This is a genomic window from Listeria ivanovii subsp. ivanovii, assembly GCF_900187025.1.
Classification (GTDB): domain Bacteria; phylum Bacillota; class Bacilli; order Lactobacillales; family Listeriaceae; genus Listeria; species Listeria ivanovii.
Map to the genome: position 1 here is coordinate 1,509,037 of NZ_LT906478.1, position 23,699 is coordinate 1,532,735.

21 protein-coding genes, 1 other RNA gene and 1 other annotated feature are annotated in these 23,699 nt (G+C 37.8%); of the genes, 7 read left to right on the plus strand and 15 right to left on the minus strand.

Translation table 11 applies throughout. The features are described 5' to 3' along the window. Nucleotides 1–160: 160 nt before the first annotated feature. On the plus strand, nucleotides 161–787 hold the full coding sequence (locus tag CKV67_RS07480; protein ID WP_014092866.1) for a DedA family protein: 627 nt from the start codon (nucleotides 161–163) through the stop codon (nucleotides 785–787). Between the two features lie 44 nt (nucleotides 788–831). Here CKV67_RS07480 and CKV67_RS07485 read toward each other — a convergent pair whose 3' ends face one another. The 6 genes from CKV67_RS07485 to CKV67_RS07510 form a co-directional block, all read right to left on the minus strand. Continuing rightward, nucleotides 832–1,134, minus strand: coding sequence for a DUF1292 domain-containing protein (locus tag CKV67_RS07485; protein WP_003747783.1), 303 nt, complete (start codon nucleotides 1,132–1,134; stop codon nucleotides 832–834). Between the two features lie 14 nt (nucleotides 1,135–1,148). Continuing rightward, entirely contained in the window at nucleotides 1,149–1,565 is a 417-nt protein-coding gene (gene ruvX / locus CKV67_RS07490; protein WP_003747787.1) for a Holliday junction resolvase RuvX, read from the minus strand. Further along, on the minus strand, nucleotides 1,562–1,834 hold the full coding sequence (gene reoM / locus CKV67_RS07495) for an IreB family regulatory phosphoprotein ReoM (protein WP_003719797.1): 273 nt from the start codon (nucleotides 1,832–1,834) through the stop codon (nucleotides 1,562–1,564). The genes ruvX and reoM overlap by 4 nt, the downstream gene beginning before the upstream one ends. A gap of 91 nt (nucleotides 1,835–1,925) precedes the next feature. Continuing rightward, nucleotides 1,926–4,565 (minus strand): alanine--tRNA ligase, encoded by a 2,640-nt coding sequence (gene alaS, locus CKV67_RS07500; protein ID WP_014092867.1) that lies wholly within the window; start codon nucleotides 4,563–4,565, stop codon nucleotides 1,926–1,928. Nucleotides 4,566–4,871: 306 nt separating this feature from the next. Next, nucleotides 4,872–5,567: an ABC transporter ATP-binding protein gene (locus CKV67_RS07505; RefSeq protein WP_014092868.1), complete on the minus strand. Its 696-nt coding sequence runs from the start codon at nucleotides 5,565–5,567 to the stop codon at nucleotides 4,872–4,874. An 8-nt stretch (nucleotides 5,568–5,575) separates the two neighbouring features. Further along, complete coding sequence (locus CKV67_RS07510) at nucleotides 5,576–7,084, minus strand: ABC transporter permease (protein ID WP_014092869.1); 1,509 nt, start codon at nucleotides 7,082–7,084, stop codon at nucleotides 5,576–5,578. Between the two features lie 166 nt (nucleotides 7,085–7,250). On the opposite strand from CKV67_RS07510, the gene pieR reads away from it, so the two are divergent. Continuing rightward, nucleotides 7,251–7,937 (plus strand): two component system response regulator PieR, encoded by a 687-nt coding sequence (pieR, locus tag CKV67_RS07515; RefSeq protein WP_014092870.1) that lies wholly within the window; start codon nucleotides 7,251–7,253, stop codon nucleotides 7,935–7,937. Beyond that, nucleotides 7,934–9,373, plus strand: a complete 1,440-nt coding sequence (pieS, locus tag CKV67_RS07520) for a two component system sensor histidine kinase PieS (RefSeq protein ID WP_014092871.1) — start codon at nucleotides 7,934–7,936, stop codon at nucleotides 9,371–9,373. Before pieR ends, pieS begins: the two co-directional genes overlap by 4 nt. Before the next feature lie 38 nt (nucleotides 9,374–9,411). On the opposite strand, the gene recD2 is transcribed toward pieS, so the two are convergent. From recD2 to CKV67_RS07555, 7 genes are all read right to left on the minus strand, one after another. Next, complete coding sequence (gene recD2, locus CKV67_RS07525; protein ID WP_025279948.1) at nucleotides 9,412–11,805, minus strand: SF1B family DNA helicase RecD2; 2,394 nt, start codon at nucleotides 11,803–11,805, stop codon at nucleotides 9,412–9,414. Nucleotides 11,806–11,830: 25 nt separating this feature from the next. Next, the gene (locus CKV67_RS07530; RefSeq protein WP_014092873.1) at nucleotides 11,831–12,469 is read right to left on the minus strand and encodes a tetratricopeptide repeat protein; all 639 of its coding nucleotides are present in this window, start codon (nucleotides 12,467–12,469) and stop codon (nucleotides 11,831–11,833) included. Nucleotides 12,470–12,511: 42 nt separating this feature from the next. After that, on the minus strand, nucleotides 12,512–13,252 hold the full coding sequence (locus CKV67_RS07535) for an alpha/beta hydrolase (protein WP_014092874.1): 741 nt from the start codon (nucleotides 13,250–13,252) through the stop codon (nucleotides 12,512–12,514). A gap of 118 nt (nucleotides 13,253–13,370) precedes the next feature. Then, a complete protein-coding gene (gene mnmA / locus CKV67_RS07540; RefSeq protein WP_014092875.1) occupies nucleotides 13,371–14,486 on the minus strand; it encodes a tRNA 2-thiouridine(34) synthase MnmA in 1,116 nt (371 codons plus the stop codon). 18 nt (nucleotides 14,487–14,504) lie between these two features. Next, nucleotides 14,505–15,653, minus strand: a complete 1,149-nt coding sequence (locus CKV67_RS07545; RefSeq protein WP_014092876.1) for a cysteine desulfurase family protein — start codon at nucleotides 15,651–15,653, stop codon at nucleotides 14,505–14,507. Nucleotides 15,654–15,770: 117 nt separating this feature from the next. Further along, nucleotides 15,771–15,966, minus strand: a non-coding RNA gene (ssrS, locus tag CKV67_RS07550) — 6S RNA. Between the two features lie 70 nt (nucleotides 15,967–16,036). Then, the gene (locus CKV67_RS07555) at nucleotides 16,037–17,320 is read right to left on the minus strand and encodes a replication-associated recombination protein A (protein WP_014092877.1); all 1,284 of its coding nucleotides are present in this window, start codon (nucleotides 17,318–17,320) and stop codon (nucleotides 16,037–16,039) included. A 147-nt stretch (nucleotides 17,321–17,467) separates the two neighbouring features. Here CKV67_RS07555 and cymR point away from each other — a divergent pair, with 147 nt between their 5' ends. The 4 genes from cymR (at nucleotide 17,468) to CKV67_RS07575 (ending at nucleotide 20,250) form a co-directional block, all read left to right on the plus strand. After that, the gene (gene cymR, locus CKV67_RS07560; protein WP_003719809.1) at nucleotides 17,468–17,890 is read left to right on the plus strand and encodes a cysteine metabolism transcriptional regulator CymR; all 423 of its coding nucleotides are present in this window, start codon (nucleotides 17,468–17,470) and stop codon (nucleotides 17,888–17,890) included. Nucleotides 17,891–18,134: 244 nt separating this feature from the next. Next, complete coding sequence (locus CKV67_RS07565) at nucleotides 18,135–19,340, plus strand: ammonium transporter (protein WP_014092878.1); 1,206 nt, start codon at nucleotides 18,135–18,137, stop codon at nucleotides 19,338–19,340. A 13-nt stretch (nucleotides 19,341–19,353) separates the two neighbouring features. Continuing rightward, nucleotides 19,354–19,719, plus strand: a complete 366-nt coding sequence (locus CKV67_RS07570) for a P-II family nitrogen regulator (RefSeq protein ID WP_014092879.1) — start codon at nucleotides 19,354–19,356, stop codon at nucleotides 19,717–19,719. Between the two features lie 150 nt (nucleotides 19,720–19,869). Continuing rightward, nucleotides 19,870–20,250, plus strand: a complete 381-nt coding sequence (locus CKV67_RS07575; protein WP_014092880.1) for a hypothetical protein — start codon at nucleotides 19,870–19,872, stop codon at nucleotides 20,248–20,250. A gap of 38 nt (nucleotides 20,251–20,288) precedes the next feature. Here the strand turns inward: CKV67_RS07575 and aspS are convergent, their stop codons facing one another. Continuing rightward, nucleotides 20,289–22,064: an aspartate--tRNA ligase gene (gene aspS, locus CKV67_RS07580; protein ID WP_014092881.1), complete on the minus strand. Its 1,776-nt coding sequence runs from the start codon at nucleotides 22,062–22,064 to the stop codon at nucleotides 20,289–20,291. Then, a complete protein-coding gene (gene hisS, locus CKV67_RS07585) occupies nucleotides 22,065–23,348 on the minus strand; it encodes a histidine--tRNA ligase (protein WP_014092882.1) in 1,284 nt (427 codons plus the stop codon). 65 nt (nucleotides 23,349–23,413) lie between these two features. After that, nucleotides 23,414–23,640 (minus strand) — a binding site (T-box leader). Nucleotides 23,641–23,699 lie beyond the last annotated feature (59 nt).

Genomic DNA, 23,699 nt, shown 5'->3' on the forward strand with positions numbered 1-23,699 from the left:
CGATTATCTAAATAAAATGCTATTCAATATAGAAATATTTCTTAAAAAGTGACGTTTTTATGTTTTTTCGGTATAATGAATAGCGTGATTTATCGAACAAGACAGAATCGGTCAAAGACTTGCTTCTGCCAATTAAATATCGTTTGAAGGAGTCTTTTAAATGTTGCATACGTTCATACAAAGTTTACAAGATTTCACCATGTGGTTGGTTGATTCGCTTGGTCATTGGGGAATTTTCCTTGGTATGTTGATTGAAAGTGTTTGTATCCCGCTTCCTAGTGAAGTCATTATGCTGTTTGGTGGTTTTATGGCAGAAGCTGGAAAACTAAATTTCTGGTTGGTTGTTTTTGCTGGGATTGCTGGAAATCTGGTTGGTTCGCTTATTGCCTATTATATTGGTAAATATGGCGGTAGAGCGTTAGTATTAAAATTCGGGAAATATATTTTTTTAAATGTGAAACACTTAGATAAAGCAGAACTTTGGTTTGGCCGTTATGGTGCTAGAGCCGTTTTCTTCGGTCGGGTTTTACCGGTTATTCGAACATTCATTTCCTTGCCTGCTGGGATTGCTAAAATGAATGTTTGGAAATTCGTTATTTATACGATTTTAGGTTGTATCCCGTGGAATATTTTCCTCACTTGGCTTGGCTATACACTCGGTTCGAATTGGAGCGTGGTAGAAAAATATACCCGCCCGATTAGTTATGTAATGTTAGCTTTAGTTGTTGGAATTGTAATCTACCTTGCTTATAAAGTATGGAATAAACGCGCTAGAGGCGCAAAATAAAAAGCATATCTTGACAAAATCTGTCAGGACATGCTTTTTTGCTATTATTCTTCGTCTTCGTCAGCTAAAAATGTTGCGAGGATTTCTTCAATCATATCCCACTCATCATCTGTTTCTACTGGTTGAAGTTGGCCTTGTTTGCCTTCTTCATCTTGAATGTAGCTAGATGCAAGGATTTCGATTTCTTCATCTTCGCTTTTACCTGCTGGGAAGTATAATACATATGATTTCTCAAAAGCTTCGGAATCAAAATCAAAAAGAATTTCGTATGCTTCTTCTTTTCCTTCTTCATTTGTAATCCAAATAATATTTTCTTCTTCGTGGTTATGGTTATGTTCTTCTGCCATCAAATTCACCTCAATTAATTAGTAGTGTCCAAATAGGACTGTAAAATCATCACTGCAGCTAACTTATCGATGACTTCTTTTCGCTTTTTACGCGAAACGTCTGCTTCGATTAAAGTTCTTTCAGCAGCAGTTGTTGTTAAACGTTCATCCCAGAGTACCACAGGCAAACCAATTCTTGCCTCCAGTACTTCTGCATATATTTTAGAACTTTCCGCACGAGGGCCGATGGTATTATTCATGTTTTTTGGAAGACCGACAACCACTTTTTCGACTTCGTATTCGAGCACTAGTTCTTTCACTCGATCATAGCCGAATTGTTTTCGTTTCTCGTCAATCTGAATGGTTTCAACACCTTGTGCAGTCCAACCTAGTGGATCACTTATCGCTACGCCGACTGTTTTAGAGCCGACATCTAAACCCATTATTCTCATTTCTCACCAATTTCGTTATTTTTCAGATACGCTTTGACAAGTTCCTCGATAATTTCATCTCGTTCTAACCGGCGTATCATACTTCTAGCATCCTTATGGCGAGGAATATAAGCAGGATCACCTGAAAGTAAGTAACCAACGATTTGATTAACGGGATTATAGCCTTTTTCTTCAAGAGCAACGTAGACTTGTTTCATTAATTTTTTTACATCTTCTTCAATTGAGTCATCGCCGAAGTTGTAAAACATTGTTTGATCTTTTGAATCCATAATCGAAGCACCTCATTCCTTCATGTATCTTAATTCATTTTACACTATGTGAACGAAAATAACAAAGAAAAATGAGGTGCTTTTGCGAAATTTATGCTTGTTGTTCTTTTACCCATGTGGAAACGTAATCAAGCGCGCTTCCTAGCTCTGCAGGATTTTTACCACCAGCTTGCGCCATATCAGGGCGTCCGCCGCCATTTCCACCACATCTAGTAGCAACTTCTTTTAACAATTTACCAGCATGATAACCTGCTTTGATTGCGTCTTCTGATACTGCGGAAATCAGGTTCACTTTATCGCCTTGAACAGCTCCTAAAACAAGGATGCCACCGATTTTTTTATCTTTCCAGTTATCGACAAATTGACGTAGTTGGTTCATGTCTTTTGCAGTTACTTGTTTCGCAATAACATTAACCCCGCCGATTTCTTCTAGTGATTCAAAAATATCTGCACTCGCTGCACTTGCTAGTTTGCTTAGTAGTGAGTCATTTTCACGACGAACTTCACGTAACTCCGCTTGTAGTAATTCGATTTTTTGCGGCGTTTCTTTGCTTGTTGTTTTTAGTATGTTTGCAGCATGTTTTAAAGTATTTTCTTGTTCGGTTACAAAATGATACGCTGCTTTTCCTGTTACTGCTTCGATACGTCTTGTTCCTGCGCCAATACCTGTTTCAGAAACGATTTTAAATAAACCGATATCTGCGGTATTACGAACGTGGACACCACCACATAATTCAATGCTGTATTTACCAACTTGGACAACGCGGACGATATCGCCATATTTTTCACCAAATAACGCCATCGCGCCAAGTTCTTTTGCTTCTGCAATTGGCATTTCTTCAATAACAACCTCAATTTGTTCCCAAATTTTCTCGTTCACAATTTCTTCCATTTTGGTTAATTCTTCTTCTGTAATTTGACCGAAGTGAGAGAAGTCAAAACGCAAACGATCTGGAGAAACAAGTGAGCCAGCTTGGTTAACGTGCTCACCGAGTGTGTCTTTTAAAGCACGGTGTAGTAAATGGGTTGCTGTATGATTTTTAACTGTTTCCCGACGCTTCACTTTGTCGACGGATAGTTTTACTGTATCGCCAGTTGTTAATACGCCTTCTTTCACAACGACGCGGTGGATATTTTGTTTATTCGGTGCTTTTTGGACATCATCCACATAAGCAAGGCCTGTTTCGCTTTGAATCGTTCCTTTATCAGCTACTTGACCACCGCTTTCCGCATAGAAAGGTGTTTCTTTGAAAATTAGTTGTGCTTCACTACCAGCAGCTACTTCATCGACAAGTGCGTCATTTTGAATAATATAAAGAATTTCGGAAACGTATTCGGTTGTGTTATAGCCAACAAATGTACTTTTTTCTGTAAGGTTTGCTAATAGCTCGCCTTGGACTTGCATGGATTTCACATCGGCTCTTGCAGAACGAGCGCGGTCACGTTGTTCTTTCATTTCCGCCTCAAAGCCAGCGTGATCTACTTTCAAGCCATGGTCTTCTGCATATTCTTCCGTTAATTCCACTGGGAAACCAAATGTATCGTATAATTTGAAAATATCTGCTCCTTGAATGACTTGTTCATCTGTCTTTTTCGCATTTTCCAAAATAGTTTCTAGGATAGCTAAGCCTTCATTCAATGTTTCATGGAAACGTTCTTCTTCTGTACGAATAACTTTTTGGATGAAATCAGTTTGGTTTTCTACTTCTGGATAGAAGCTATTCATGATTTTTCCAACTACGGGAACTAATTTATACATAAATGGCTCGTTAATGTTCAATACTTTAGCATAACGAACGGCACGGCGAAGTAAACGACGCAAAATATAGCCGCGGCCTTCATTCGATGGTAAAGCTCCATCGCCAATTGCAAAGGCTACTGTACGGATATGGTCAGCGATAACTTTAAATGCCACATCATTTTCCGTCTCACTTGCATATTTCACGCCAGAAATTTGTTCGACTTCACGAATAATCGGCATGAAAAGATCTGTTTCAAAGTTTGTTGGTGCATCTTGAATAATCGAAACCATCCGTTCAAGCCCCATCCCAGTATCAATGTTTTGTTTAGGAAGTGGAGTATAAGTACCATCTGGATTATGGTTAAACTGAGAAAATACTAAATTCCAGATTTCTAAGTAACGCTCATTTTCGCCACCTGGATATAGTTCTGGATCATTTTCATCATCACCAAAAGCAGGTCCACGATCATAGAAAATTTCGCTGTCTGGACCACTTGGACCAATACCGATATCCCAAAAATTATCTTCAATTTCGACAATATGCTCATCCGTTAGGCCAATTTTTTCGCGCCAAATGGTTTTTGCTTCTTCATCTTCTGGATAAACCGTTACATATAATTTATCCGGATCAAAGCCAATCCATTTCGGACTTGTTAAAAATTCCCAAGCAAATTCAATTGCTCCTTCTTTAAAATAGTCCCCAATCGAAAAATTCCCCAGCATTTCAAAAAAAGTATGATGACGTGCTGTTTTACCAACATTTTCAATATCATTTGTCCGAATTGATTTTTGCGCATTAGCCATTCTTGGGTTATCAGGAATGACAGAACCATCAAAATATTTTTTCATAGTTGCAACACCACTATTAATCCAAAGAATTGTTGGATCATTATTTGGAACAAGCGGCGCGCTAGGTTCGATTGTATGCCCTTTTTCTTTAAAGAAATCTAAAAATAATTGTCTTACTTCTGCACTTGATAATTGTTTCATTTTTTATTTCCTCCTTTTATTATTACAACAAAAAAAGCCTATATGATTGCTCACAGGGACGATTTTAGTGAAATCGCGGTACCACCCTGTTTGCAATGACATAGACTTTGTATCATTACCTCTTCATTATCTGTTAACGTGGATAAAACGGACCATCTAATCGGAGAGCAATTTTGGTGCTGGCGTGGTTTTCCTTACAGCCAAGGGAAAACTCTCTAGTCACGAAGAAGCCAAAATCATATTCCTACCATGTATCAAAATTATATTCAACAATAACCTAAATTATAAAGAACGGAATCGTTGTTGTCAACTGTTTATTAAACTGTTTGACGATTGTTTCTTTTCGACAAAGCTTCCGTTTTTTAATGTTAATTTGATATCAGATACATTAGCGATTTCTGGGTCATGAGTTACCATAATGACACATTTTCCTTCTTTATGTGCTAAATTTTGGAATAAAGTAACTACTTCTTTACTTGTTCGTTCATCCAAATTGCCAGTTGGTTCATCCGCGACAATTAGTTCGGTTTCACAACATAAAGCGCGTGCAATCGAAACCCGTTGTTGCTGTCCGCCACTTAATGTCAACACTTTTTGACGAGCCATTTTTTCGGTAATTCCTACTTTTTCTAACATTTTCAGTGCGAATTCTTTTTTATCCGGCTGGTTTACATGGGTGATTTCCATAGCAGTAGTTACATTTTGAAGTGCTGTCATATAGGTTAACAAATTATAACTTTGAAAAACAATCGATACATATTGATTTCTGAACTTTTGTAGTCCAATGCTCTTTAAAGAACTACCTTTATAATAAATATCCCCTTCTTTTTGCGTATCAAGCCCACCTGCTAGAGATAAAAAGGTTGTTTTACCTGAACCAGAACTTCCGACAACGGTATAAAAAATTCCTGATTCAAAATCATAATTTATATCACATAAAATCGATTCTTCTTTTGTTTTGTACCAATAATGAATATTTTCAAAGGTTAATATTTTGGTCATCTCGTCACCTACTCCTGTTTAGTTAAAATTGTTTTTGGATTCATACGAAGAACGAATGCTGCTGGTAACAATACAGAAATAAAGGCGATTCCAATGCCAATTCCACCCATTTTCAGCATATCTTCTAATGTTACTTGAATATCTAGTTCTTTAATTTGTTCGGTGTTTTGCGTCAAATTACTAACACTTTGTGAGAATCCACCTGGGCCACCTTGACCGCCACCGCCACCTGGACCACGATTTTCGGTAGTACTTGTTTCCGTTGTAGCAGAAGAATTTTGTTGCGAAAGTAATTGGTTACCTGCAATTTGTGCCACATAGTGACTGCTTGCTGCAGCTAATCCAAATGAAACTAATGCTACAATCAAAATTTCTACAAAGAATTGGGCAACTAATTTACCACGTTTTTCACCGATTGCAAGTAATACACCCATTTCGTATTTACGATCACGTACTTGCATCATGACGAGCAATCCTAAAATTAATGCACCAGCAATGCTGACAATATAAACCACATTTTTAGAGAATGAAGCCACGCTATTAATTGGACCAATCATTTGTTGATAAAGTGTATCGTTAGCGTCTAATTTGAATGTATCCCAGTCAATGCTATCTACTTTTTTCGCTTCTTTTTCAAAAGCAGAAATGTTTGCTGCATCATCCATCGTATAAACAGCAGAGTCTACTGTATTTTTATAATCTGCTCCTTTAATCGTGTTTGCAACTGTATAAGGAACATATACTTTGTTATAAGGATTTAAGAAAGAAAAGTTTTGCGCCATATCACTACCTGAATCACTTGTTTTATAAATACCAACGATCTTTAGTTTTACTTTTGTCTCACCATCACTAGAAGTTACTGTGAATGAATCTCCTACTTTCCAATCATTTTGTTCTGCTAATGTTTCTTCTACCATTGCCACATTTTTATCGGTGTCGTCCGCTGTAATTGCTACACCATTAGTAAGCTCACTTGTACCTGCTTCAAAGTCCGTAGACGTCGCTGAATCAAGAAGTCCGCTAATACTTAAGTCTGCATCCATCATTTTTGGAGCATTGCTATCTCCCTCACCACCTGGACCTTGGCTAGTAGTGGATGAGTCATCACTAGAAGACGATGAAGTATCACCAGAAGATTCAATCGGATCAAATCCTGAGGCAAGCGCTTGTGTACTTGAATAATAATTATAGCTTGCTACATGCGTTAATTTTGCTAAATCATTTGCATCACTAACGTCAATTGGATTACTTTCAAATTTAGGTTTTGCGTCCTCAGAACTGCTATCACTATTTGAAGACGCTTCTTGCATTTCCTTCATTTGCTTTTCTTGATTTACAGTTAGCGTCACCGTTCCCCCAAGTTGCTCTCTTGCTAATTCGCTCGCTTTATCTGCAGCGGATTGAATAGTAAAGCCTGATAAAATAAGTACACAGACAACTGTGAAAATAATCAATTGTAATACTGATCTTCCTTTTCTTGCTTTCATGCTGAGCCATGCCCTCTTAAAAAAATTCATGTGTTTTCCTCCATTCGGTTTCTACTCCACTAAGATTACGGGGGAGTTATGAAGAAAGTATGAACAAACTGTGATACATGTTTTAAACTTTCGCGAAAAAAATAATTTGGCTTGATTATTGACTGTATTTAGTCTAGTTTTAATGTAAGAGGAGTGAAGATATACGATGAAACTACTTATGATTGAAGATAATGTGAGTGTATGTGAAATGATTGAAATGTTTTTCATAAAAGAAGAAATTAATGCCACGTTTGTGCATGATGGCAAACTAGGCTATGAGACTTTTTTAAAAGAAGACTTTGATATCGCCATTATTGATTTAATGCTTCCGAACATGGATGGAATGACAATTTGTCGCAAAATCCGCGAAGTCAGTGATATGCCGATTATTATTTTAACGGCGAAAGAATCCGAATCTGATCAAGTGCTTGGTCTAGAAATGGGCGCTGATGATTATGTTACTAAACCATTTAGTCCCCTTACTTTGATGGCACGAATAAAAGCAGTAACTCGTCGTAAAAATAGTTCAACTTTGGCAGAAACAGATGAGGATATTCTAGAAACAACCTATTTTAAAATTAGTAAACGAACTCGAGAAATTTTTTATCAAGGTGAATTACTGGATGCATTAACACCAAAAGAATTTGATTTGCTTTATTTCTTGATGAAGCACCCAAGACAGGTTTTCTCAAGAGAACAATTGCTAGAGCAAGTCTGGGGTTACCAATTTTACGGAGACGAACGAACAGTTGATGTTCATATTAAACGTTTACGCCAAAAAATTGCTACAGAAACGAAGCCATTTTTACACACTATTTGGGGTGTAGGCTATAAATTCGATGAAACGGAATGAAGCGAATGAAATTTAAATATGCCTATCAACTCTTTTTTACACAATTTATCATATTACTAATAGCTTGTATTATGATTGGACTACTTGTCTCTCATTCACTTAAAGATTATTTTTACCAAAGCCAAGTAGATGATCTAACAAGTTATGGGGAAACAATTGCGATGGATATTCGTCATTCCCCGCAAGATGCAACTGCACAAGTGCTGAATACTTATCAGCGGATTCTGGATGTCAAAAGAATTCATTATACAATTAAAAATGCGGATGATGAAACGATTTATCCCACACAAATGAATCAACCTCTTCCAAAAGATTTCTCGATTTCTAGTGAGGATAAGAAAAAATTAGAAAGCGGCAAAACAGTAAGTAAAAAAATCGATAATCGTTTTAACCAAGAAATGACGATTGTTTATGTCCCACTCATGAATGGAGATAATTTTGTTGGTTCCATTGTATTAAACTCACCGATTAGCGGTACAGAGCAAGTGATAGGAACAATAAATCAATATATGTTCTACACTATTTTACTTTCTATTACAGTAGCTCTAATTCTTAGTGCAATCATCTCCAAACTGCAAGTGAATCGGATTAATAAACTACGAGCTGCAACAAAGGATGTTATCCAAGGAAATTATCAAACACGTTTAAAAGAAAATAATTTTGATGAGATTGGCGCACTTGCAATTGACTTCAACAAAATGACTACAACACTAGAAGCCTCTCAAGAAGAAATTGAGCGTCAAGAAAAACGACGGCGTCAATTTATTGCAGATGTTTCTCATGAGATGCGCACCCCACTCACAACGATCAGTGGTTTAACAGAAGGCTTAGTGAATGATATTATTCCAAAAAGTGAAACAGATCGTTGCATTGCCTTAATTGATACGGAAGCGAGACGATTAACTAAACTTGTTAATGAAAATCTCGATTATGAAAAAATTCGTAGCAATAAAATCCGCTTGCAAAAAACACGCTTTAATGCACGAGATTTCCTAGAATTAATTAAAGAACAACTAGATTATGTCGCAACTGAAAAAGGAAATACGATTATACTTGCTATTGATAGCGAGTTAAATATTTATGCCGATTACGATCGTTTAACACAGGTCTTTATCAATATTGTTAAAAATAGTGTCCAATTCACCGAAAATGGTCAAATTACTTTAGCAGGTTATCAAGATTATAAAGAAATGGTTCTAACGATTACAGATACTGGTATTGGTATGAATACCGAAGAACTTGAACAAATTTGGGAAAGGTTTTATAAAGCAGATATGTCACGAACAAATACTGCATTTGGTGAATCTGGCATCGGACTTTCCATTGTGAAGCAGTTGATTGAATACCATGATGGGACAATCACTGTTACAAGTGAGCCTAACAAAGGAACCACTTTCACTATTCGTCTCCCATTTTTCCAAGATAACGAACAATAAAAAAAGAACTACTTTCTCTAACTCAGAAAGTAGTTTTTTTAGCCTGCCATAAATTGGTTGGGGGTTATTCCTTCCATCCCAATCATCGGATCTATTTCGGTAATATTTTCGATAGTTAAAATTCGTTTATTGGTCATTTGTTCGAGCATAACATCTTCACTTATTAAACGTTCTGAAAGCGTCGTATTACGTTTGTTTTCATCGACACGCTCAACACCCATTCGAAACGCCTCTTCTTCACCGCAAAGAATCAAAAATTGCTTGCTTCGAGTGACACCCGTATATAACAAGTCACGTCGTAACATTCGGTAATAGCTACGAACAATTGGCATAATCACAATGGGAAACTCGCTACCTTGTGCTTTATGAATAGAACAACAATAAGCATGCGTCAATTGATTAAATTCTTGCCGGTAATAGGATACTTCGGTTTGATCAAATTGCACAACAATCATATCTTGCTTTTCGGTGTTTTCCTTCGCATAAATAATCGATACTATTTCCCCGATATCGCCGTTAAAGACATTTTTTTCCGGTTGATTTATTAACTGCAAAACTTTATCATGTATACGATATTTTAATTCGCCAAATTGCACTTCTTTACGTCTGCCAGTGTCATTAGGATTAAAAATTTCTTGTAGCTTTTTATTTAAAATATCGATTCCAGCCGGGCCACGATACATCGGTGCTAAAACTTGAATATCTTTTGCGCGGAAACCTTTATTTTTGGCATTTTTTACGACTTGTTCAACGACATCACCAATTTGATTCACGGTACAGTGAAAGAAAGAACGATCAGCACTATTTTTCGCAAAATCAGCTGGCAACATGCCTTCTTTAATATTATGAGCCATCTCAATAATGGAAGATCCATCTTTTTGCCTATAAATATCTGAAAGCGCAACGGTTGGAATTTGTTTCGAGTGAAGTATATCTTTCAAGACCTGTCCTGGTCCAACTGATGGCAATTGGTCTTGGTCTCCTACTAAAACTACTTGCATATGCGAAGGAAGTGCACGAAATAGTTGGTTAGCAAGCCAAATATCCACCATCGACATTTCATCTACAATTAAAAGCCGACCATCAATTAATCTTTCTGCATCATCATCCATTTGCTCTTGCCCATTCATACCGAGTAAACGGTGAATGGTCATTGATGGAAGTCCTGTTGACTCAGACATTCGCTTAGCTGCTCGTCCAGTTGGTGCCGCTAACAGAACTGGAAACGTCGCGCCATCTTTATAAGCATGCGGGTCTAGACTTACACCATTTAATTCGGCATATAATTCCACAATACCTTTAATAACAGTAGTCTTCCCTGTTCCTGGTCCACCAGTAAGTACAAGCATCGGCGACATTAAAGCTTGCTCTAACGCCTCTCGCTGCGAATCTCCGTAATGAACACCAATTCGCTCTTCTAACTCTCCAAGTGCCAGCAAGAACTCAGACTGCGGAAATTGCTCTTGATACTGTGTTTGTTTCAGCATCCGTTTTACATGATAAGCAAAGCCGCTTTCCGAATAATATAAAGATGGCATATAGACACGTGTGTTTTCCATGATAATTTTTTGTTCTTCAGCAAGCTTTTCTATTTGTTCCATTAAAATAGCATGATCAATTCGAATACCTTCACTTTCTTCTAGCAAAAAGGTCACTTCTGCAAGTAGCGCTTCTTGTTCCATATAAACATGGCCTTGTTGCATGCATACAGAATCAAGCATAAATAAAATTCCCGCACGAAGGCGTTCAGGATGATTTCCTCCTAGTCCTAATTTCCGACCAAGCTCATCCGCTCGGTGAAATCCAATACCTTTGACATCCTCAATTAATTTGTATGGATTGTTTTCAAGTACTTCGATAGCATTTTGTTTATATGCTTGAAAAATCTTCATCGAAAGTTGTGGACCAAATCCATATTCATTTAGCCCGACCATCACATGCTCTAAGCCTTGATTTTCTCGTAAAGAAGCAAGGAGGCTCTCCGCAGCACCAGATGGTAACTTTGGAACATTATTAAGTAAACTTGGATCAGATAAAATCCGCGTAATTGCATCGTCGCCAATTGTATCAACAATATTTTCCGCAGTCACTTTGCCAATACCTTTAAAAAGCTCACCAGACAGATAATTAATTAAACCAGCACGAGATTGCGGCATTTCTTTCCTAAAACGTTCTGCTTTAAATTGCTGTCCAAATTTGGCATGTTCCTGCATTTTCCCATAAAAAGTATACACTTCTTGTTCATGTAAAGCGGGGAAAAAACCAGTCACAATAATATCTTTTTCATCCCAATCTGCATTGGTTTCTTTGACAAGAATTCGCACAACAGAAAAGAGGTTTTCGGCATTATAAAAAATGGTGGACAACATCGTGCCCTTCATAAAAAGCTCTTCTGGCGTGTCAAATAAAGCGAGAGATTCTTGTTCAGCCATTCCATAGCCGCCTCCTTTCTAAAAATTATTCTGCTTCGTTTTCTAAATCTTGAATCGCATTTAAAGCATTTTCAGCTAATTCATGAGGTGTCCCAGTCGCAAGCGCGCGTTCAAAATATGTTTTCGCTAAGACAATATCTCCCTGCCAAGCAAGGTAGGCTGCTCCAATGTTATAAAGCGCATCTGGATCTTCTGGTTTAACAAGTAAAACTCGTTCCAACATCGTAATCGCATCTTCATAAAAGCCACTGCGAGCTAAGACAATCCCATATTGAAATAAAGCCTCTCCATCTTCTGGATTTAATTCTACACTTCTTAGTAGATATGGCATCGCAAGTGTCAACTCTTCCATTTGAACAAAACTCATGCCCAACATGAAAAATAAATCTCCATTTTCCATTCCTTGTTTCGTCGCATTTTGGAAACTATCTGCGGCTTCTTGATACCTTTCTAATTCATAATATAAATTTCCTAAACTATAATAAGCCGCGGGGACTGTATCGTCCAACTCAAGGGCCCGTTTGAAAAATAATTCCGCACGTTCAAAATCATCCATTGATAATAAAACATTCCCAAAATTAATATAGCCTACAGGATCAGTTGGATGCTCCTCAATTACTTCGGTAAATAATTTTACTGCTTCTTCTAAGTTACCTTTTTGCATTTGTTTAATTCCTAATTGGTTTTTATCCATGTGGTTCTCCTTTTATTTTTCTTGATTTTGTACAGAAGTTTTTAGCCAGGCGATCATCGCATTTGCAACTTGATCTGTTTGTTCCTCCCCACTAATTTCCGCTCTTCCGTCCCCGTGCTGCGTACCATAAGAACCGAATTGCGCGTGGTTACCACCTTCTATAGAGACAAAGGTCGTGTCTTTTGGCAAATATTTTTTATTTTCATTGTAGGAATCCTTATTCAGAACCTCATCATTCGTTGCTGTTATCGAAATAGCTGGAAAAGATGCGTTTTTAAGCGAACCTTTTTCATCAGGATAACTTGCTAAGAAAAATACGCCTTGAATTTCCTCTTCGTTATCATGTGCAAATCTCGCAGACATTACACCACCAAGCGAATGCCCGCCAATAACAAATTTCTCATCCGGGGATTCATCGATAATGTCAGCTGCACGATTTTTACCAAAAACAGCTAAATTAAGTGGCATTCCGACTATGTAAGTTTTGTAACCGGTAGAAGCAAGTTCTTTTGCTAAAGGCGCATAACTAAGTGCATCGATAAATGCTCCTGGATATAAAATAACACTCATCCCAGCATCTGTTTTACGGGGAGTGAAGACTAAAATATTATTTTCTTCTAACACATCCACAGATTTAGTGGAATTGGCAGCATTTTCTGCAATATCAGATGGCTCCGAATTAAAATAAAAATAACCCCAAACCATTAAACTTAGTAAAACGATAATGCTTCCCAAAAACGCTATTTTTTTCATAAAGGACCTCTTTTCTCTGTTTCGTATAATATTTTACCATAAAACCTGTTTAAAAAAACGCATTTAGACAGGAAAAAACCGGAGTCTTGTCGAAAGCAAGATTCTCCGGTCCAAATTATTAGCCAACATAGTCTAACTTAGCACCATTTTTCCATACAGTATCAATTGTTCCGCCGCCAAGACAGATATCTCCGTCATAAAAAACAACCGCTTGGCCTGGTGTAATTGCGCGAACTGGTTCAGCAAAAACAACTTCTGCTGTATGATCATCACGAAGATGAACCGTTACTTTTGTATCCGTTTGACGATAACGGAATTTTGCTGTACATTCAATTGTTTTCGGTTTTGCTGCATTCGTTGTAAAAGAAATATCTGTCGCAATTAAGGAATCTGAATACAAGGTGTCATGATGAAAGCCTTGCTCTACAAACAAAATATTTTCTGTCAAATCTTTCCCAACAACAAACCAAGGTTCTCCGTCACCGCCGATTCCTAGACCATGGCGTTGGCCAATCGTATAATACATTAACCCATCGTGCTTACCAAGTACTTCCCCATTCAGTGTTTGCATTTTCCCAGGTTGTGCTGGAAGGTATTCACTCAAAAATTGCTTGAAATTTCTTTCACCGATAAAACAAATTCCCGTACTATCTTTTTTATTCGCAGTTGCTAATCCAGCTTTAGTTGCTATTTCGCGAACTTCTGACTTCTCCATACCTCCGAGCGGGAACATCACTTTTTGGAGTTGTTCTTGAGACAGTTGATTTAAAAAGTAGGTTTGGTCTTTATTATTATCCACTCCACGAAGCAATTCAATTTCGTCGCCAACTTGTTTTACTTGCGCATAATGTCCAGTAGCAACAAAATCCGCGCCTAAACTTTCGGCATGCTCTAGAAATGCTTTAAACTTAATTTCTTTATTACACATCACGTCTGGATTTGGTGTACGACCAAGCTTGTATTCATTTAAGAAATACGTGAAGACCTTGTCCCAATACTCTTTTTCAAAGTTCACTGCATAATACGGAATACCAATTTGGTTTGCGACACGAATGACATCATCATAATCTTCCGTTGCTGTACAGACACCAAATTCGTCTGTATCGTCCCAATTTTTCATGAAAATGCCAATGACATCATATCCTTGTTCTTTTAGTAAATGAGCCGTGACTGATGAATCTACTCCGCCCGACATGCCGACAACTACACGAATGCCACTATTTTTTGTACTCAAAGCTAGCTCCTCACCTTCTTATATTTTCATTAAACGTTTGACTACCTCACTTACTTTTGTAGCCGCTGTTTCTACTTCTTCGATATGATTTCCGAGTCCAAAGCTGATGCGGACTGTTTCTTGAATCGCAGGGTGGCCTTCACCAAAAAGAGCAACTAATACATGAGAAGGATCTACTGTTCCTGCAGTACATGCCGACCCACTAGAAACAGCAATTCCTTCCATATCTAAATTCATTAATAGTTGTTCAATTGAAATCCCCGGGAAACGAACGCTAAATACATGTGGTAACGTATTAGCCTCAAGCCCATTTACTTCAAAATCCAGTCCAGCCTCTCGCCAAACCTCGGCCATTCTTTTTTTAAAGGAAATATATTCTTCTGTTTTTAATGTTCGTTCATTTGTCATAATTGTCGAAGCTGCACTAAAACCACAAATACCAGCAAGGTTTTCTGTCCCAGCACGACGTTTTCTTTCTTGTTCGCCACCATGCATTTGGTAAACGAGTCGTATCCCATTTTTGGCGTATAAAAAACCTACACCACGCGGACCATTTATTTTATGAGCTGAAGCAGTTAATAAATCTACACCTAACTCATCTACATTTATATTTAACAATCCATAAGCTTGAACTGCATCTGTATGAAAAAGTGCTGGATGATCTTTAAGTAACTCGCCAATTTCAGCTATCGGTTGAATCGAGCCGATTTCATTATTACCATACATAATGGAAACTAGAATTGTATCAGTCCGCATACTAGCAGCAAGACTCTCTACAGATACCATTCCATGCTTATCTACAGGCAAATAGGTAACTTCAAAACCTTGCGTTTCTAAATATTCACATGTTTTTAATACAGCATGATGTTCAATTTCAGAAGTAATAATATGCTTACCATTTTCCTGCTGGGCAATCGCTGCCCCAATAAGCGCAAGATTATCTCCTTCAGTACCACCACTTGTGAAAATAATTTCTTTTTCATCTGCGTGAATACTTTTAGAAATAGTAACTCGAGCTGCATCCAGTGCTTTGCGGGCTTCTCGCCCAGCATAATGAATACTTGAAGGATTGCCGTACGTATTTGTTATTGCGCCAAGCATTGTTTGGATAACTTCTGGGTGAATCGGACTTGTCGCAGCATGATCTAAGTAAATTCTGTTTTCCATTTTTATCGCGTCCTTTTTTGTAGACGAATTCCCTTTCGCCGTTAATCGTTTCTAATTGTAACAGCAATACTCCTGTAAAGTAAAGAGGAATAACTCCTATTTACAAGACAAAAAAAAAGAAACCCCAATCGTACCGTTTAGGATTCCCTTCCTTTGAACCCGCTCTCAATTAAAGCAGGTGGGTGCTCTGTCTAACGGTTTGCACTTCCTCGTGTGAAGGCATGTGCGCCGCGCCGGAACTCCAAGCTCCCTAGGTATAAAAAATTGTTCGGTTCAAAAATATCAGGAACTATATCGAATACATTAGGGTTTCTTTTATGTTCTTAGAATACCACACGAATGATGAAATTTCAATATTAGCGACTTTGCTTCATATGGTTAATTTATTCTGATTTCTCTTTGTTTTCATTGATTTTTTGATAAACCAAAGCAATGGTTTGTTCAAACTTGGATGTGAGTTTTGGTTCATAGTATAACTTATCCTTCAGCCTATCTGGTAAATATTGTTGATTAACCCAACCATTTTCATAGCTATGAGGATATTTATAATCTATTGCACGCCCAAGTTTTTCTGCCCCAGAGTAATGGCCATCACGAAGATGATCGGGCACTTCCCCACTATTTCCTTTTCGAATGTCTGACAAGGCTGCATCAATTGCCATAATAGCTGAATTCGATTTTGGAGACAAACATAATTCAATTACTGCATTTGCTAAGGGAATTCGCGCTTCTGGAAAACCAACTTTTTCTGCAGTTTGAATTGCTGCTAATGTATGAGCACCAGCTTGCGGATTAGCCAGACCAATGTCTTCATATGCCATCACAAGCATTCTTCTACTTATACTAACTAAGTCACCTGCTTCGATTAAACGTCCCATATAATGAAGTGCCGCATTGGCATCACTACCACGAACCGACTTTTGAAAAGCACTTAACACATCATAATGAGCATCTCCATCTTTATCGTGAGCCAAACTTTTCTTTTGTAAGCACTCTTCTGCAACATCTAAAGTAACCCGTACAATCCCATCTTCATCTGGTTCAGAAGAAATAACTGCGAGCTCCAAAGCATTTAGTGCACTACGAACATCGCCGTTACTTGCTGTGGCAAAATGTTTCTTCGCAAATTCATCTATTTCCACTTGATAATTCCCAAGCCCTCTGTCCTTATCCGCTAATGCCCGGTCCAGCGTTATCATAATATCTTCTACTGTTAAAGGTTTTAATTCAAAAATTTGTGTCCTACTCCGAATCGCAGGATTTATTGCAATATAAGGATTACTCGTTGTGGCACCAATTAAAATAATGGCACCACTTTCAAGTAATGGTAATAAAAAGTCTTGTTTTGCTTTGTCTAAGCGATGTACTTCATCTAATAGCAAAATAACTGTCCCGCTCATTTTTGCCTCTGCCGCTACGACTTCCATATCTTTTTTATTATTCGTTACTGCATTTAAAGTTCGAAAAGCATATTTCGTACTTCCTGCAATCGCACTTGCAATCGAGGTTTTTCCGATTCCAGGCGGTCCATATAATATCATAGAAGATAATTGTTTTGCTTTGACCATCCGGTAGATGATTTTATCTTTACCAACTAAGTGTGTTTGCCCGACAATTTCGTCTAGAGATTTTGGGCGCATCCGGTAAGCTAAAGGTTGAATTGCCATATAACCGCTCCTTCTCATTTGCTCCTTTTATTATACCATAAGAACACCTGTACGTTCACTTACTTGTTTCCATTGCCTTCTTTCCGTAATTCCGATATAATAGATGCGGTATAAGTGTTTTCCTTAAATTACTGGAGGTTAAATGAAATGAAAATTACAACTAAAGGTCGTTATGGCTTAACAATAACACTCGAACTCGCGAAACGGATTGGCGAGGGTCCTATTTCTCTTCGTAGTATTGCGAAAGAAAAAAATCTGTCAGAACATTATTTAGAGCAATTAATCGGGCCGCTTCGTAATGCTGGTATTGTTAAAAGTATTCGGGGGGCTCACGGTGGCTATGTATTAAACGGTGATCCTGAAAAAATTACAGCTGGTGATATCATTCGAACGCTTGAAGGCCCTATCGTACTTGTGGAGAGTATTGAGGACGAAGAAGCGGCACAGCGCGAATTATGGACTAGAATGCGAAATGCGGTTCGCGATGTGTTAGATCAAACTACCCTTGCAGATTTATTAAAACATACTTCTGATGCAGAATTGACAAATGGTTATATGTTTTATATTTAATCAAAAGAGTCTATTTTCGGATAGGCTCTTTTATCTATCATTAAAGCGGAATTTGAGCTCTTTTAGTTTCTGAATATTCCGAATACAATAATGCTCAAAAACAATTGGAAGCGCTTCGTGTCATATTATCTAACCGAATTAATCGAATTAACAAATAATTCTTGCCTTTATTTAAATATAGTGTATTATAAACGCATAAATAAAATAATTTGTGTTAGTTTATCTAACAAAAGGAGAGTTGAGTATGGAATCAGTATTTATGTTCTTTTGTACTTTATTGGTTTGGTTGATGACACCAGGAATTGCATTATTTTACGGTGGTATGGTTAGACGCAAAAATGTTTTAAGCACAGCAATGTATAGTTTTAGCTCGATGGCAATTATTTCTATTCTTTGGGTTATTGTTGGTTATTCACTGGCTTTTGCTCCAGGAAATGGCTTTATCGGAAGTTTTGACTGGACTTTCCTTCATAATGTCGGCTTTGCCTCAAATGAGACTTACTCAGATGCTATTCCACATACTCTATTCATGATGTTCCAAATGACTTTCGCTATTTTGACAGTAGCAATCATTTCTGGGGCTTTCGCAGAACGCATGAACTTCTCTGCTTACTTAATTTTTATTATCTTATGGTCTTTACTCGTTTACTCTCCAGTTGCTCATTGGGTTTGGGGCGACGGTGGTTGGTTACGAGAACTTGGCGCACTAGATTTCGCTGGTGGAAATGTTGTTCATATTAGTTCCGGTGTCACTGGCTTAGTTTTAGCAATTATGATTGGACGCCGTAAAGAAGCTGATTCCGCTTCCCCGCATAATTTACCACTTGCTTTAATCGGCGGAATTCTCGTTTGGTTTGGTTGGTATGGATTTAATGTTGGTAGTGCCTTAACTATTGATAACGTTGCAATGGCTGCTTTTGTTAATACTAATACGGCTGCAGCAGCTGGTATTATCGGTTGGGGATTAGTCGAGTGGCTTATTAATAAAAAACCGACGATGCTTGGTACTATTTCTGGCGCTATTGCAGGACTCGTTTCTATCACTCCAGCTGCTGGATTTGTCACTGCCCCCAGTTCGTTAATTATCGGTTTTCTTGGTGGAGCTCTTTGTTTCTGGGCTGTTTTCTGGTTAAAAGGTAAAGTAAAATACGATGATGCGCTGGATGCATTCGGCCTTCACGGAATTGGTGGTATTTGGGGTGGTATTGCAACAGGACTCTTTGCTACAACGAAAGTAAATGAAGCTGGTGCAGATGGCCTGTTTTACGGCAATGCTTCGTTAGTAGTGAAGCAATTAATCGCGATTGGTTCCTCAGTTGCCTATGTTGCTGTTGTAACTGCCTTGATTGTTGTTATGATCAAGTTATTCTTACCAATCCGTGTTAATGAAGAACAAGAATATAAAGGACTTGATTTGACGCTACACGGCGAAAAAGCTTATCAAGAATAAGGGAGGTAACAATATGTTAGGATTAACTAAAATTGAAATCATTACACGTCCAAATCGCTTTGATCTATTCCAAAAAGAGCTTGCCAAAATCGGCGTCAGTGGTTTAACTGTAACAAAAGCACTTGGAACAGGGCTTGAAAAAGGCTTTATCGAACTTTATCGTGGCACAAAAAAAGAAAGCAACATCCATGAACGGATGAAGATAGAAATTGTTGTTTCTACCGTTCCCGTGGAAGATGTGCTCCGGGTAGTCAAAGAAACACTTCGAACTGGGGAACCAGGCGACGGCAAAGTATTTATCTATCCACTCACAGAAGTCGTCAAAATTAGTACTGGCGAAACAGGAATTGATGCATTACAGGATAAACCTCAAAAATAAAATAGTTAAAATGGTGAATTAATTAAAAATGGGGCCTCTATTCTAAAAAATCAATGAGAAATGGCGTTTACCTCTTCCCCTTCTAGGTTTTTACACTTATAATGAAAAAGGAAGAACGTTAAGTACAGATAAGGAGGCGCGAAATTCCCTATGCGTAAAATCCCCATTTTCACCCTTCTAGCAGCCATACTACTTTTTGGCGGTTATTACCTTTATCAACATGCATCGTCAAAAGTAGATGTTACCTTTAATTTCGTTGTTGACGATAAAGGAAAAGACAATACTGTCACTGGAACAATTGATGGCGCTGGAAACAAATCTATTACGCTACCACTTTCTAAGGAGAGCTGGGATGCTGTAAAAAAAGGGAATCGCTACAATGTGGAAGCCACTTTTTATAATAAAAATAAAATCAGCTCCGATGAAGCGAAAGAATTGGACGGTCCATTCTGGTCCAATGATTCCAATCAAGGCTTATTAGTAAATAAGATTCATGTAGAAAATATTCAAGAATTAAGTGATGATTTTTAATAAAAAAACGAAGCCGAGTACGCACTCAGCTTCGTTTTTTAGTTGGATTCTTTTTTTACTGTTTCCAGTTTTAGTTCAGCGAGTTGTGCTGTACTGACTTCGCCTGGTGCATTTGTCAGTGGATCTACTGCACTTCCGGTTTTAGGGAAAGCAATCGTATCTCGTAAGTTATTTCTACCAGCCAAGATCATTACAATCCGATCTAAGCCGAGCGCAATTCCACCATGTGGGGGTGTCCCGTATTCTAGTGCTTCCATTAAGAATCCGAATTGTTCACTAGCTGCTTCATCAGTAAAACCAAGTGCACGGAACATCGACTCTTGTACTTCTTTTTTGTAGATACGAAGCGAGCCACCACCAATTTCATAACCATTCAATACAATATCATATGCTTCTGCCATTACTTTGGAAGAATCTGTTTCAAGCAGTGGAATGTCTTCTTCTCTTGGCAATGTGAACGGATGATGGGCTGAAACATAACGACCAGCTTCTTCATCATATTCAAATAACGGCCAATCAGTTACCCATAAAAAGGCCAACTCTTCTTCATTGATTAAGTTTAACTCTTTTCCAAGTTTATTACGTAATGCGCCAAGTGAAGCTGCAACAATAGCCGCTTTATCCGCCGCGAAGAGAAGTAAATCGCCATCCTCCGCTTGCAACGCAGTCATTAATTCTTGCGCTTTATCCGCTTGGAAAAACTTAGCAATTGGTCCTTTTAATTCACCAGCTTCTACTTTTAGCCACGCAAGCCCTTTGGCACCATAATTAGCAACAAAAACACCAAGGGCATCTAAATCTTTACGTGAAAAATTAGTTGCAGCTCCTTTGGCATTGATTGCTTTTACTTCGCCACCATTTTCTACCGCTGATTGGAATACTTTGAAATCAATGTCTTTTACAACTTCGGAAACATTTTGGAGTTCAAGACCAAAACGAATATCAGGCTTGTCGCTACCGAAACGATCCATTGCTTCTTGATAAGTCATCCGGGGAAATGGTTTTTCGATAGTAATGTTTTTAGCTTCTTTTACCACATCGATTAACATATCTTCCGTGATCGCTTGAATTTCTTCCTTTGTCAAAAAGCTTGTTTCTAAATCGATTTGGGTGAATTCCGGTTGGCGGTCACCACGCAAATCTTCATCACGAAAACAACGAACAATCTGATAATATTTATCAAAACCAGCAGTCATTAACAATTGTTTCAAAATTTGCGGAGATTGAGGTAAGGCATAGAAATTACCTGGATAAACACGGCTCGGCACCAGATAATCACGAGCACCTTCTGGAGTACTTTTGGTTAAATACGGGGTTTCAATATCAAAGAATCCAAGTGCATCTAGTTTGTTGCGGAATGTTCTTGTAACGGTATGACGCATTTTAAAAATATGATTCATTTCTGGACGTCGTAAATCTAAGTAACGATATTTTAAGCGAAGTTCATCAGAAACGTTCACACCATCTTCTATATAAAATGGTGGTGTTTTAGATGCGTTTAAAATGGTAATTGCTTCGGCAGAAATCTCAATTTTTCCTGTAGCTATTTTTTCATTGATAACATTTTCGGCACGTGCACTAACTTTCCCTTTGACCGTAACAACGAATTCATTTCTTACGCTGTCAGCAATTTCTAGTGCTTCTTTAGATGTTTCTGGATTGAAGACTACTTGAACAATCCCTTCCCGGTCACGCAAATCAATGAAAATTAACCCTCCTAAATCACGACGCTTTTGTACCCATCCATGAAGGATAACGTTTTGTCCAATATGAGTTTCATTTAAATCTCCGCAGTAATTTGTACGTTTTTCCATTTACTTTTCCTCCTTGGTTTCTATTAACTTCTCTTTCAATACCATTATTAAACTATCTTCAAAAATGGATTCTTGCTCTCCAGTTTCCATATTTTTCAATTGATATTTTCCAGTTTCTAATTCTTCTTCGCCAAGAATAATCGTATAAACGGCATTTTTTCGATTTGCATCTTTTAATTGCGCTTTTAATTTCCGCTTCAAATAGTCTTTTTCTGCACTAATCCTATTTTCCCGAAGCATATTCACGAGTGTTACTGCCTTTAGTTCCGCCTCTGGTTGCGCTGTGATGACATAAACTTCTAGCGGTTTTTTCGCAGGAATCACAACATCTGCTTTTTCAAGCGCTAGTAAAATACGTTCCACACCAATACCGAAACCAATCCCTGGCGTGTCCGGCCCACCAAATTCTTTCACTAATCCATGGTATCTTCCACCACCACACAGGGTTGTTTTTGCTCCAAATCCTTCTTCTTCGCTCATAATTTCAAAAGTAGTATGATTATAATAATCAAGTCCACGAACCATCGTTGGATCAATCTCAAATGGAATTTCCAGCGCATTTAAATAAGCTTGAACATTATCAAAATAAGCGATAGATTCTTCATTTAAATAAGCTAAAATTGACGGAGCAGATTGGATAAGTGGATTGTCATGATCTTTTTTACAATCCAAAATGCGTAATGGGTTTTTGTGTAATCGAACTTGACATTCAGCGCAAAATTCGTCTATATGTGGTTCGAAATGATTTACTAATGCTTCACGATGCTTTAAGCGACTTTCTTTATCGCCAAGACTGTTTATCACTAATTTGATATTACGAAGGCCAATCCGTGTAAAGAATGCCATCGCAAGGGAGATAACTTCTACATCAATTGATGGATCATCACTACCGATTGCTTCTATCCCCATTTGGGTGAATTGGCGTTGTCTACCTCCTTGTGGGCGTTCATAACGAAACATCGGCTCATTGTAATACATTTTTATCGGCTGGCTCACTTCACCGTATAATTTATGCTCAACGAAAGCACGTACAACCGATGCAGTTCCCTCAGGTCGCAAAGTTAGACTTCTCCCACCTTTATCTTGAAAAGTGTACATTTCTTTTGATACTATATCTGTTGAATCGCCCACGCCACGTTCAAACAACTCAGTGTGCTCAAAAATTGGCGTCCGGATTTCTTCATATTGGAAATTTTCGCAAACCGATGCAAAAGCTGTCTCTAAAAAATGCCATTTTGTAACCTCGTCTGGTAATATATCGCGCGTACCTCTTGGTAATTGCATTTTTCTATTCCCCCTTCTTATTTACTTCAAAATATAAAGAAAAACCCTCGTCCCTTGTTATAAAAACAAGGGACGAGAGTTTATTTACACCCGTGGTACCACCCTAATTAGAACTAAAAAAGTCCTCACTTAAGTCAGTTAACGCCTGAATACGTTCTTGTTTACTAACTTTCAACAAGAAACCTCGAGAGTGTCTTTTCGGAAAATATGACTATCTTTATCCTTTCAGCCAAATGGGATAAATTCTCTTTATAGCATGGATTTTCTTACTTTTCTCTGTCGCTAGTTTTAAATATGAATTATTCTAAGATTACTAAAAACACATAGAAAAGTCAACATTTTGTCAAATTT